At 66.6% G+C, this 11,709-nt stretch carries 14 protein-coding genes; 5 read left to right on the top strand and 9 right to left on the bottom strand.

Going from position 1 to position 11,709, the window contains the following annotated elements; translation table 11 throughout:
• Positions 1–10: 10 nt before the first annotated feature.
• The 6 genes from ITP53_RS49140 to ITP53_RS49115 all read right to left on the bottom strand — a co-directional run bounded on the left by ITP53_RS49140 (position 11) and on the right by ITP53_RS49115 (position 5,647).
• Positions 11–1,045, bottom strand: coding sequence for a helix-turn-helix domain-containing protein (locus ITP53_RS49140; protein WP_195902373.1), 1,035 nt, complete (start codon positions 1,043–1,045; stop codon positions 11–13).
• A gap of 234 nt (positions 1,046–1,279) precedes the next feature.
• Entirely contained in the window at positions 1,280–2,149 is an 870-nt protein-coding gene (locus ITP53_RS49135; protein ID WP_195902372.1) for an SDR family oxidoreductase, read from the bottom strand.
• Positions 2,150–2,276: 127 nt separating this feature from the next.
• Positions 2,277–3,035, bottom strand: coding sequence for a GOLPH3/VPS74 family protein (locus ITP53_RS49130; RefSeq protein WP_195902371.1), 759 nt, complete (start codon positions 3,033–3,035; stop codon positions 2,277–2,279).
• A gap of 102 nt (positions 3,036–3,137) precedes the next feature.
• A complete protein-coding gene (locus tag ITP53_RS49125) occupies positions 3,138–3,869 on the bottom strand; it encodes a CPBP family intramembrane glutamic endopeptidase (RefSeq protein ID WP_195902370.1) in 732 nt (243 codons plus the stop codon).
• 130 nt (positions 3,870–3,999) lie between these two features.
• Entirely contained in the window at positions 4,000–4,722 is a 723-nt protein-coding gene (locus tag ITP53_RS49120; protein ID WP_195902369.1) for an ABC transporter permease, read from the bottom strand.
• Positions 4,723–4,762: 40 nt separating this feature from the next.
• Positions 4,763–5,647, bottom strand: coding sequence for an ABC transporter ATP-binding protein (locus tag ITP53_RS49115; protein WP_195902374.1), 885 nt, complete (start codon positions 5,645–5,647; stop codon positions 4,763–4,765).
• A 161-nt stretch (positions 5,648–5,808) separates the two neighbouring features.
• On the opposite strand from ITP53_RS49115, the gene ITP53_RS49110 reads away from it, so the two are divergent.
• The 3 genes from ITP53_RS49110 to ITP53_RS49100 are packed head-to-tail and all read left to right on the top strand — an operon-like array spanning position 5,809 to position 7,752.
• A complete protein-coding gene (locus ITP53_RS49110) occupies positions 5,809–6,033 on the top strand; it encodes a hypothetical protein (RefSeq protein ID WP_195902368.1) in 225 nt (74 codons plus the stop codon).
• A gap of 26 nt (positions 6,034–6,059) precedes the next feature.
• Entirely contained in the window at positions 6,060–7,130 is a 1,071-nt protein-coding gene (locus tag ITP53_RS49105; protein ID WP_195902367.1) for a sensor histidine kinase, read from the top strand.
• A 19-nt stretch (positions 7,131–7,149) separates the two neighbouring features.
• Positions 7,150–7,752, top strand: coding sequence for a response regulator transcription factor (locus ITP53_RS49100; protein WP_195902366.1), 603 nt, complete (start codon positions 7,150–7,152; stop codon positions 7,750–7,752).
• Between the two features lie 248 nt (positions 7,753–8,000).
• Here ITP53_RS49100 and ITP53_RS59850 read toward each other — a convergent pair whose 3' ends face one another.
• From ITP53_RS59850 to ITP53_RS56615, 3 genes are all read right to left on the bottom strand, one after another.
• Positions 8,001–8,129, bottom strand: a complete 129-nt coding sequence (locus ITP53_RS59850; RefSeq protein ID WP_268961451.1) for a hypothetical protein — start codon at positions 8,127–8,129, stop codon at positions 8,001–8,003.
• Positions 8,126–8,467 (bottom strand): hypothetical protein, encoded by a 342-nt coding sequence (locus tag ITP53_RS49095; protein ID WP_195902365.1) that lies wholly within the window; start codon positions 8,465–8,467, stop codon positions 8,126–8,128. Before ITP53_RS49095 ends, ITP53_RS59850 begins: the two co-directional genes overlap by 4 nt.
• A 434-nt stretch (positions 8,468–8,901) precedes the next feature.
• Complete coding sequence (locus ITP53_RS56615; RefSeq protein WP_328818295.1) at positions 8,902–9,696, bottom strand: helix-turn-helix domain-containing protein; 795 nt, start codon at positions 9,694–9,696, stop codon at positions 8,902–8,904.
• Between the two features lie 373 nt (positions 9,697–10,069).
• On the opposite strand from ITP53_RS56615, the gene ITP53_RS49085 reads away from it, so the two are divergent.
• Both ITP53_RS49085 and ITP53_RS49080 read left to right on the top strand, forming a co-directional pair.
• Complete coding sequence (locus tag ITP53_RS49085) at positions 10,070–10,675, top strand: TetR/AcrR family transcriptional regulator (protein ID WP_195902364.1); 606 nt, start codon at positions 10,070–10,072, stop codon at positions 10,673–10,675.
• Between the two features lie 282 nt (positions 10,676–10,957).
• Positions 10,958–11,709: CPBP family intramembrane glutamic endopeptidase (locus tag ITP53_RS49080; protein ID WP_195902363.1), on the top strand; the 752-nt coding region annotated here is incomplete at its 3' end.

Raw genomic sequence — 11,709 nt, 5'->3', positions numbered from 1 at the left:
GCATCGACGATCACGCAGTAGTCACCGGAGAGCCCGTTGCCCGGAAAGCGGGCACGGCGGGTTCGGGAGGGGGCCGTCGGGAAAAGGACCAGCACGCTGACACCTCGCCTGACGGCCTACCTCGCTGATCGATGTATTCGTCCAGAACCGCGCGCAGATGACGTTCACCGTAGATCAGCATGCGGTCGGTGCACTCGGCGCGCACCGTCCGGATCCAGCGTTCGGCATAGCAGTTCGCCCTCGGTGTCTGTGGTGGTGTCTTCATCACCGTGACGCTCACGACCGCGAAGACCTCATCGAACACGGCGGTGAACTTGGCATCTCGATCGCGGATGAGGAAGCGAAACGACTCTATTCGCTCGCCAAGGTCGATCAGGAGATTACGGGCCTGCTGAGCGGTCCACGCACCGGTCGGATGAGACGTCATGCCCAAGATGTGCACGCGGCGCCTGCCGACCTCCATCATGAACAACACGTACAGGCGCTTCAGAAAGATCGTGTCTACATGGAAGAAATCACAGGCCAGGAGTCCCTTGGCCTGCAAACGCAGAAAGGCGCGCCAGGAGGTGTCGAGATGACGGGGCGCCGGAGCGAAGCGGTGGGAGCGCAGGATGCGCCGTACGGTCGCCTCGCTGACCTGGTAGCCGAGCCGCACCAACTCCCCGTGCACCCGTCGATGGCCCCACGTGGGATTCTCCCGCGCGAGGCGAATGATCAAGTCCCGAAGCTGCTGACTCGTTGCTGGACGCCCGGGCCGATGCGGGTAGGTCCAGGCCCGTCGCAGCAGACGACAATGCCATGCCAGCAAGGTCGCGGGGGTGACCAATCGATGAGCGCGCAGGACCGCCGGCAATGATCGGGCCAGGGCGGCGAGAACGGCTCGATCGGCCCAGTCTGGCTTGGGGCGTCCGACCTGGCGCCGTAGCACTGCCACTTCGTGACGCAGCACCATGATTTCCGCGTTCTTCGACGCCTGGCTGCGGCCAAGCAACATCAGCCAGCCAAACACCCGGACCGTGATGAGATAGAGCAGGCGAACAGGCACAAAACATGATCTTCTCTGCGCTCGTGAACTCAGTCAAACCACAGCTCAGAGCCGCTGCGACTGCATTTTGACGCGGTACAGGTTCCGCACGGGGCACCATCTGGGTGGAGGCCGAACCTGGTCGGGACCTGATGGCCCTGCTGGCCGGCCGCATGTTCTCGCAGTTCGCCGTGAATGCCCATGCCGAGGGCTTCTATTTCTGGAAGGACCGTGCAAAGAAGCCCGCTCGGTGGTTCAGGGTGATCGGGTGGACGAGGACCGGGAGAAGGCTCGATAGCGCAACAGATAGCGGGGTACCTGCCGGAGGGCGACGGGCCGTGGCCACTCGCCGGCGCGGAGCCACGCCTCGGAGCCGCCGTCGACGACGATGACGCTGCCACACAGGAACGCGGCCGCGGGTGAGAGCATCGTCATTACCCAGTCGGCGAGGTGTCCGGGGTCACCCACTCCACCGATCGGGATGGGGAATGCGCGGAACGCTCTGGCCGCGGCCGGGTTCGCGAGTTCCTCGTCGAGCAAGGGGGTCTGCACCGGTCCGGGGGAGAGCACGTTGAGCCGGATTCCGGCACCGGCCCACGCCGGAGTTACGGCCGCTCGGCGTGCCCAGTCGGTCACCGCGATCTTCGATGCGGCGTAGGCGATGTTCGGGGCGACCGGCCCGAACAGTCGCAGCGTTCGCACCGCTCGGTCGATCTCACCGGCGCGCAGGGCGCGGATCACCCGTCGGGGCACCCCGGGGGTGACGCTCGCCGAGTTGCTGCCGAACACCACGGCCCGGGCATCGCCGCTCGCCGCGAGCGCCGGCCGCAGGGCGGTCAGCAGCTCGACCGTGCCCAGCTGATTGATCTGCGCGATCTTCCGTGGGCGGTCGGGACCGGGTGAGGGGCCGATCCCGGCGGCGAGGACCGCGCCGTCGAGTACGCCGCCGGACCGCTCGAGCACTCCGGCGCCCGCTGCCGAGCGGCCTTCCGGTGTCCCGAGGTCGGCGAGGATGTCGGCGTCGTGCAGATCCACCTCGATCACGGAGTGTCCGGCGGCACGGAGTCGCCCGGTCACCGCGGCGCCGATCCCCGATGCCGAACCTGTTACTGCGTAGCTGCTCATTCGAATTCCCGTCCCTGTTGAACTTGCCGGTGCGCCGTGTCGAGGCTTTGGGTGGTTCTCGGCGGCGGGTCCATCGGTCTGGATGTCGTCCTTGGACGATCTGTGAGAACCGACGTAGGTCGTTCCTTTAGTTCTGCGGAAGCACGGCCGCCGCGATGATGACGTTGTTGACGATGGTCGCGGTGACGGTGCGCGCGACCGCTTCGGCGGCGGCTCCGGCTCCCCAGTTGCCTTGCTCGAGCTCCTTGGCGCGGGTGATCACGGGGGAGGTCCAGGGAATCTCAGGGTCGAATTGGGGAAGCGTCCCGCTTCCCGAGAGCAGTGCCGCGAGCGCGGCGACCCGGGGCTGCGGTTCCGCGCCCTCGACGAGCACGTCGCGGACGTCCCCAAGGAGCCGGGACCGGCGCCCGCTTCCGCCGTCCTCGAGGACCGTCGTGTCGAACAGGCCGAGCGCCTTGCGGATTCCGCGGCGGATGTCGCCGCGTTCGACGAGCCTGTCAAGCAGCGGGCTACGCAGTGTCGGTCCGATCGCCGCGAGCACCGTCTGGACGCCCCTGGGCTTCTCACAGAGGTAGTCCCATGCGGAGCGGAGGGTGTCATCCGACGGCGGGTGATCCTCGACGGCTTCCACCCGCGTCGTCCCGCCCCAGCCGGTGTCGGTTCGGACATGATGGCCGAGCCCGAGATCTGCGAGCACCGCTCCCGCGAGGGTGTAGAAGAGCGTGTTCTCACCGGCGATGGTCCCGGTGCCCGACCGGAGGCCGGAATTCGGCTGGAACAGCAGGAGCAGAAGATCCTCCGCCAGGGTCGGGACCCCGAGCTTCTTCGCCTCGCCGGACGTCTCGGCCTTGCCGCCGACGAAGGGTTGTTCAGGCTGCTGAGTCATCGGTCCTGTCTTTCGATGGGAAGTGTGCCGGCTTCGTGACTGAGGAACATCGGAACGAAAAGTAGTGCTAAAGGCACGTGATCATGGTCTTCGGCATGACGGTCAGCCGGGCCCGGTGTTTCCGGTGATCAGTACGAACAGCGGCAGGGCCATGTTGTTGACGACGTGGACGGCCACCGCGGGCCAGATCGACCCGCTGCGGCGCATCGCCTCGGCGGCGATGATGCCGACCACGAGCGCCGAGGGCAAGACGATGTTGATGCCGTGGAAGAGGGCGAAGATCATCGAGCTGGACAGGACGCCGACGACGGGCCCGTAGCGCAGCAGGGCGTTGGTGACGACACCGCGGAAGAGGAACTCTTCGCCGATGGGGGTGAGGACGGACAGGAAGGCGAAGGTCAGGATCAGGGGCAGCACGCCGCCGCCGGCCGCGTCGTAGTACGGGCTTTGAGGATTGGCGTCGAACCCGGTCAGGGTGATGACGGCATAGTTCACCACGCCCTTGAGCACGAGAGCGATCACGCCTGCGGCCGCGCCGATGCCCATCCAGCGCCAGGTGGTGCGGCGCACGCTGAAGGCGCCCCAGGAGCGGATGCGGATCAGCGCGGCCGCGGCGAAGCCGACGAGGCCGATGATGCCCGACCAGGCGGCCAGGGTCAGCCCGTACACCACCGCGTCCAACTCCAGCTCCAGCGGGCCGAAGAACGGAACCACGGCCCCGGCGGCCACCATCGCGAGTAGGCCGACCACGATCTCGGGCCAGCCCGGGCGCGCCGGAAAAGTGGTGCCGGCCGGGACCGGCTGCCGCGAGTGGTCGGCATGGTCAGTCGACATGGTGGTGAACTCCTTGTTCTCTGGTCTCGATGGGTGTCGCCGGGCCAGGCGTGGCGTCCGGCGCGTGCCGGCCGGTAAGGGGCGCCGGACGCCACGCGCCGTTAGTGCGTGGCCGATGCGTTTCAGGACGTCAGGCTGGGCGGGGTTCCCAGCGGAAGATCCGGGAAGCCAGCGCGACGGCGACAATGACCCAGCCCAGTGTGGGCACCAGGAGAATCAGGGAGTCCGCGAGAGAGGCGCCGCCGTTCCAGGCGTTGAGGACCAGTTCGGTGGCCGAGCCGCCCGGGAGCAGCCGTTTGAGCAGGGTGAGCTCCTCGGTGCCTGCGATCCCCACCCAGCTGGCCACGGCGATGGTGCCGAGGCTGATGGGCAGCGTGGTCACCTGGGCGTGTTCGGGGGAGTTCGTCAGTCCCGCCGTGGCCAGTCCCAGGCCGAGCATCATGATCACCATCGAGACGACGGCCGCCGCCAGGAGGAGGACGTTGTCCGGCTCGCCGGTGACCACGGCCAGCGCGGTCATGATCACGGCCACCTGGACCAGCGAGATGACGGTGATCGGGAGGAGCAGCCCGGAGAGGATGGCGGTGTCGCTCGCCGCGGTGGAGCGCAGCCGCTTGAGGAAGAGGTTCTGCCGGCGTGAGGCCAGGGTGGTGACCGCGGTGGTGTAGAGCCCGAACGCCCCGGCGCTGAACATCACTATCGCCGCGATGTATCCGAGGCTGCCCAGAGCCGCGAAGACTTCGTGCTGGTAGATGAAGAACGCGCTGCTCACTGCGGGCATGATGAGACTGGTGACCAGAACCAACCGGTTCCGGAAGATCTGGACCAGCTCGCTGAGAGCGATCGAGAGCATGGCGAAGGTCCTTTTTCCTTGGAAGGGTTCCGGAAGTGGTCTAGTCGCTGCCGAGGGCACGGAAGACGTCGTCGAGCCGGGTCGGTCCGGCCTGGAGTTCCCGCAGTTCCACCGCGTGGTCCTGCGCCCAGCGGAGCAAGGTGTGCAGGTCCTTCTGCAGGCCGAAGGTCTCGATGAGGAACTTCCCGTCACTCTCGCGCGTGACCTGCAGCGGGAGCGCTGGTGCGGGGGCTGCGAGGGAGAAGCGGATGGCGGCCGGCAGCATCTGCGTCAGCTCGGCGACGGTCCCCTCCCGGTGGAAGGCCCCCTTATGCATGAGACCGACGCGGTCGGCGCGCTGCTGCGCCTCTTCCAGGTAGTGCGTGGTGAGAACGACGGTGGAGCCGTCTTCGCGCAGCTTGTCCACGACGTCCCACAAATCGTCTCGGGACTGGATGTCCAGACCGGTGGTGGGCTCGTCCAGGAAGATCAGCTCAGGCGTTCCGTACACGGCGGTGGCGAAGTCCAGGCGCCGTTTCTCGCCGCCGGAGAGCTGGGACACCTTGGTGCCGGCCTTGCGGGTGAGGTCGATGATGCCGAGCACGCGTTCGACCCGGTCGGTGCGCCGCGTGAGTTTTCCGATCAGCCGGACCGACTCCCTCACCGTCAGGTCCGGCGAGAATCCGCTCTCCTGCAGCATGATGCCCATCCTGGGCCGCACGGCCTGCCGGTCGCGCGGGCTCTTCCCGAAGACCCGCACGGTGCCCGAGGTGGCCGTACGGTGGCCTTCGATGGCCTCCAGGGTCGAGGTCTTCCCCGCCCCGTTCGTGCCGAGCAGCGCGTAGAGTTCCCCGCGCTCCACCTGGAAGGACAGGTCCTTCACGGCGTGGAAGTCGCCGTAGGTGAGGTTCAGACGTTCAACGTCGATGACTGGTGTCGAGGACATGCCGTTGATTCCAGCAGCCGCCGCGCTCACCGGGCAGTGCGACCACGTCATGACCTCACCATGACATTTCTTGGGTGAACATATGACGCAGCGTCACTGGTGCCACCGCGGAACCGGAAGAATACTGGGCAGACCCCGCTGTTCGATCCTGGAGAGCCCCCATGGACACCGAAGCCCCGCGCATTCCGCTGACGGTCACCATGACCGTCTTCCTCGTGGTCTGCGCGGCGTTATTCCTCCACCACCTCGGCACCGGTCTCATGCCTGAGGGCGTGGAGTCGTGGTCGGAGAACGACCAGTGGCTGATGTGGACGGCCACGACCCTCATCGTGGCGAGCGCTCTGGCTGGTCCCGCCGCTCAGCCTGACGGCTCCGCGGCCGGGTGAGGCCGCCCCGGGCAAGGTCACACACGATGTCCGAGCACACCGAGAGGACGCGGGGACGGCTGCGCAGACTCAATCTCGTCATGTTCCTCCCGCTGCTCGTCGCCGTAGGGGCGCTGCTGGTGGCGAGGGACGCCGAGACTTGGTGGCAGGCCATCGTCCTGGGTCTGGGCGTGGTCGCGGCCCTGGTGACCTTCGTACAGTGGGCGGCGCGCGACATCTCCCGCGTCGCGCTCCCCTGCCTGATCGTCACCGCGGCCGTATGGGCCCTCGGAGTTCTGGTGGTGGACAGCAACTCGGCGTTCTACGGCATTTTGATCGTGGGCTCCCTCGCCGTCCCCCAGCTGCCGCGCCACCGAGGCTGGGCGGCCCTGGCGCTGATCGTCTACATCGCCGCGGTAGGCGCGGCGAGGCTGTTGGTCACACAGGAAGATGTCTCCGGTGTTCTGATCGGATACGTCATCGTTCCCGCGGGCGTCACCGCGGTGCTGACCGGCCTCATGTTCCCCAACCAGAGGTTCTACGGCCTCGTTGCGGAGCTGGAGGAGGCACGAGAACGCGAGGCGGAGCTGGCCGTCATCCGCGAGCGCATGCGTTTCGCCAGTGATCTGCACGATATCCAGGGCCATACGCTGCACGTGGTGAAGCTGAAGATCGCGCTGGCCCAGAGGCTGGTGCACAGCGACGCCGAACGAGTGGAGCAGGAACTGCGCGAGGTGCATGCCCTGGTCAGCGACACCATCACCCAGACCAAGCAGCTCGCCTACGCGCAGCGGCGGCTCAACCTGTCTGTGGAGCTGGAGAACGCGAAGAACCTCTTCGAGGCCGCGGGCGAGCTGCTCGGCCAGGTCCTGCGGGAGACGACGACCAACATCCTGCGGCATGCGCAAGCCGAGCAGGTACGTATCACCCTGTCGGAGTCGGGCATCACCATCGTCAACGACGGCGCGCGGGAGGCTCCGCTTCCCGAACTACGGGGGCTCGCCACGCTCAAGGAACGAGTGATGAGCAACGGAGGCGAACTGACGGTGGAGCAGAAAGACGGGCATTTCCTGACGGCTGCGGCATTCCCGCACGGTCGTTCGGACGCTGCCCTCTAACGATGGGGAAGGACGACTGATGACCACCGTGGTGCTCGCCGACGACGAGGTACTCCTGCGCAAAGCGCTGGCGGCGTTGCTTCCCCTTGAGGGCGAGATCACCGTGCTCGCCGAAGCGGAAGAGGGTGAGGCGGCCGTCCAGGCCACGCTGCGACACCGGCCCGATGTGCTTGTCATCGATCTGGAGATGCCCGGTATGGATGGACTCGCTGCCGTGGCGGAGATCCGCCGTGCACGGCCGGAGCAGGTGATTCTCATGCTGACCCGGCATGCCAGGCCCGGAGTGCTGCGCAAGGCACTGAAGCTCGGGGTCCAGGGCTTCGTCAGCAAGTCCGCGGAACCGGCGCACATCGTTTCGGTCATCACGACTCTGCATGAGGGCAAGCGATGGATCGACCCGGACGTCTCCGCACTCGCCGTCATTGACGACTGCCCGCTCACCGACCGCGAGATCGACGTGCTGCGAGCGACCGGTGAAGGCTACTCGGTCGCCGACATCGCCACCCGACTCCACCTGGCAGAGGGCACGGTGCGCAACTACCTCTCGAATGCGATGCAGAAGACCCAGACCCGGACCCGGCACGAAGCGGCGCGGTACGCGCGTGAACACGACTGGCTGTGAGCGCCGATGGCGGGGAATGACGTCCCAGCTGAGGGCCACAGGGATCAGACTCGGTGCTTCAGAGCGCTCTCTCGGACTGCGCCGGTCGTCTGTGGAAGTACATGCCCGACGCAGCATGCTGAACCCCGAATGCTCAGCTGAGAAACGATCAAGAGCACCTTGGGAAGCGATCTTTCCGCGGGCGTCATCAACGCTGCTCGACCACACTCGTGAACACCTCGGGCAAGGGCCGAACAAGAGATCGTCGATCACCAGTCGTCGGTGATGAGGTGCTTGGGCGGGGCCGTGATCTTGACGGGGGTTGCCCATCCTCGACAGAGGATGTTCATCGTCATGGTCTCGACCTCACCGCCACCGTACTTCGGGGTGAACCTCATGATGGCGTGGAAACGTCTCGGCAGGCTGTCCGGGCCCCCCAGAGTTTCCAGGTGATCGGCCCCGCTCCACGAGCCATCCCCTCCTGGGTCCCGAAGTACATTCCGGACTGTCTCTCGTCCAGCTTGTCGGTGCCGCTGTGGAGGGTCGTCTTCACTCCCTCGAACGTTCCGTCGTCAGCGCTGGTCGCACCGTGAGAGGCGACCAGCTTGAGGAAGCCTGGGTTGATCCCGTTGATCAGGTCCTCTCCCCGGATGACCCCGGTCAGATTCCGCCCGTAGCTCCATTTCCCCACCGTCGACGGCGACTTCCCGATGTACTTGCCGTCCTTGGAACGCACGTAGGCCTGTGAGTAGAACTCCCGGCCGATGCTGATTCCCCGGGACCGGCCTGTCCCCTTGGCTCCTGGGAGATCTCCGTGGTGTCGGCGGCGTACACGCCTGAAGCTCTGAAGCGGTACGCGCCGGAGGCCTGCATGTCCCAGGTGGCTGGGGGTCCGCCATGTCGCTTGACGGAGAAGCGCACGCTGCTCTTCTTCGCGAACTGCTGTTTGACTGCCCTGACGACGGAGTCGAGAGAACCCGATTCAGGGGCCGCGTGAACGGCGCCGCCGGGAATCGCGACGCTCAGCAGACCCGCTACCACCAGCACGACTCACATGCGTTTCCTGCGCCGATCATCACAAATGATGATCTCTATCTCATCACGGCAAGTCCCTTGCCCAGCGCTCGTCATCTGGCTGTTGCATTCACCGACTCCGGGAAGCCCAGCGGCTCATCTGCCGATCGGTTCATAGACATCACTCCATTCGGTGAGCAGGACAAAGCCGGGCAGCGTCACCGTCTCCAGGAGGCGGGCCAGCACATCCGCCATCGGCGGAAGATCCAGCGTGAGCAGCCCGGCCAGCGAGGTACGGCACACGTCAAGATCGATACCGTTGTCGGCGTACTCTCGCTCCAATTCCGGGACCACCGATCGCATCGCCTCCAGGCCGTCGGAGACGCGTGCGAGGCAATCCCTCCAACACGGGACTCTCACGATCAACTGGATCGCAGTGGGCAGATCGCGGCCGATCGGCCCGGCCTGCCCTTCGGAGTCGGCATACAGTACGGGCCGCTGTCCGGCGGCGTTCCCGCACAGGAAGAACGTCCCGCCTGCGCCGTCACCGGCGACCGCTTCAAGTGCATCGCCGGACGCCAGCTTCACTACCTCGACGTGATCGGTGCGGGAGACATCGAAGTCGAACGGCCATATCAGCAGCTTGACGGCTGCTGGAGTGCGGTGAATGAGGTCGAGCAAGGGGCGTGCCGCGAGTTCGGTGTCGAGCTGTCGCAGTGCATCCGGGGTGCTGTCCCCGCCTGCGCCGACTTCTCCGATCTGCGCGAGCGGCATGCCGAGCTCGACGAGCCGTCGGAGGCGCAGAAGGCGCACGAGATCCTGCACCCCGTATTGTTTGTATCCGTTGTACCTGCGCTCGGGCTCGTCGAGCAGGCCGAGCCGGTGGTAGTGCCGAATGGTGTTTACCGTGGTGCCGGCGAGTTCCGCGAGTTCGCGTGTACTCCAGGCCACGTCGTCTCCTTCCCGCGCTCACAGAGTGCATCGTTATCTCGCCCGCCCGGCATATCAGGGCCAGTAGACACGTCGCCGCGATCTCGTCGACGCAGGCGCTGAGAAAGACCGTTGCACTTCAGTACTGATCGGTACCGAAGTGCTACGGGTCGCGCTGTACATACCTGAAGCCGACGCCGAACGCGCACGACCTCGTGCTCGCGAGTGGCCCTGCGGGCGTGAGCTTCCCTGCGGGTGCAGGGCGATCTTTCGCACGTGGCGTCTGCGGGCGAGTTCTTCATGCGCGCGAGCGGCGCTGGTCCAGTGGGAACGTCGCGGCGATGGCATGACCAGCATCTCAGTACCGATCACTACCGGGCAGTACAATTGTGACATGGGTGATTCCCGGAGTAGTGTCATGGGCCGACCCAGGGAATTCGACATCGACGAGGCGCTGGAGCGCGCCATGCAGGTGTTCTGGGAGCGGGGATATGAGGGGGCGACCCTCTCCGATCTGACCAGGGCCATGGGGATCACCAAGCCGAGCATGTACGCGGCTTTCGGCAGCAAGGAGCAGCTGTTCCGCAGGGCACTGGATCGCTACATCGAGGGGCCGGCCTCCTACGCGACGCGTGCCCTGGAGGAGCCGACCGCGCGAAGGGTGGCCGAGGCGCTCCTGCGTGGAGCGGTTCGGACCACGACCCTTTCCGAAGGCCATCCTGGATGCCTGACAGTGCAGGGCGCGCTGGCGGCAAGCGACGGAGGCCGGCCCGCGCACGATCTGCTCGTCGGCTGGCGGAACGATGCGGGCCTACGCCTTGAGGAGCGCTTCCAGCGCGCCGTCGACGAGGGCGACCTCCCGCGCGACGCCGACGCAGGGCGACTGGCCCGATACATCATGACGGTGGCGTTCGGCATCGCTGTCCAGGCCGCCGGCGGCGTCGGTCACGACGACCTCCAGGACATCGCCGACACGGCACTGCGTAGCTGGCTGCCATAGCGGGCGCGCGACTCCTGCGTCTCCACACCGGGGCTGAGTCAGCTCACAGCGGTGACAGGCGGTCCCGCCACGGTCGAACGGCACCCGAAACACGACGGCGATCAGCGAATCGCCGGCCAGTACGAGGTCGATGGCCCGGACCGGGATCCGGCGCAGAGGCCCGCCAGGCGGGCCATTGACGCGCTCACGCCGAACCCGCCATGTGAGCGAAGGATTGACCGTGTCCCGACAACATGGTTTCTCCTGTCGGACAACCAACGCGGGAACGACAGAGGAGAGGCCATGGCCGTCGACACGCCTGACGAAACCTCGACGGGCCGCACCTGGCCGAAGGCGCCAGAATGGCCCGAGGTCCTGGCTGGTGGTGCCGTTTACGTGGTGTCCTTGGTCCTCGTGGCTGTCCTGCTGCCACTCGTCGAGAACGCCGCCGCGGCCGGCGTCGTGGGGCTTGTCGTATCGGGTGCTATGGGCCTCATCGCCTTCGCGGTTGCCGTACTCATCCGCATCCGCGGGCTCGCGGCCTTCGGTATCCGCCGTGCGAAGCCGCGCCACTTCGCCTTCGCGGTTGCCGTACTCATCCGCATCCGCGGGCTCGCGGCCTTCGGTATCCGCCGTGCGAAGCCGCGCCACTTCGTCGTCGCCGCGGTGCTCGGCTTTGCCGCATACCTTCTCGGCACGATCGTCGCGGTCATCCACATGCACGTGAGCGGCGACACGCAGAACGTGCAGACGAGCTACCAGGCCGCTGCCGCGGCCGGCTGGTGCTCGCTCGTCCTCGCGCTCGTCGCGGGGGCGATCATCACGCCGCTCGGCGAGGAGGCGTTCTTCCGCGGTGTGCTCGCGAACGCCCTGTTCGCCCGCTACCACGCCTGGCTCGCGGTCGTGGCGAGCGCGGCGGTCTTCGCTGTCGCCCACGGCATCAACCCCGTCCTGCCTGTGGCGTTCGTCGTCGGCGTGCTCGCCGCCCTGCTGTTCCGCTGGTCGGGTTCGATCTGGCCGGGCGTCGTGTTGCACGGCGTCAACAACGCGACCGC

Source organism: Nonomuraea cypriaca, assembly GCF_015645445.1.
Taxonomy (GTDB): Bacteria; Actinomycetota; Actinomycetes; order Streptosporangiales; family Streptosporangiaceae; genus Nonomuraea; species Nonomuraea cypriaca.
The sequence above is the reverse complement of the archived record's forward strand: the minus strand, read 5'-3'. Positions and strand labels throughout refer to the sequence as shown.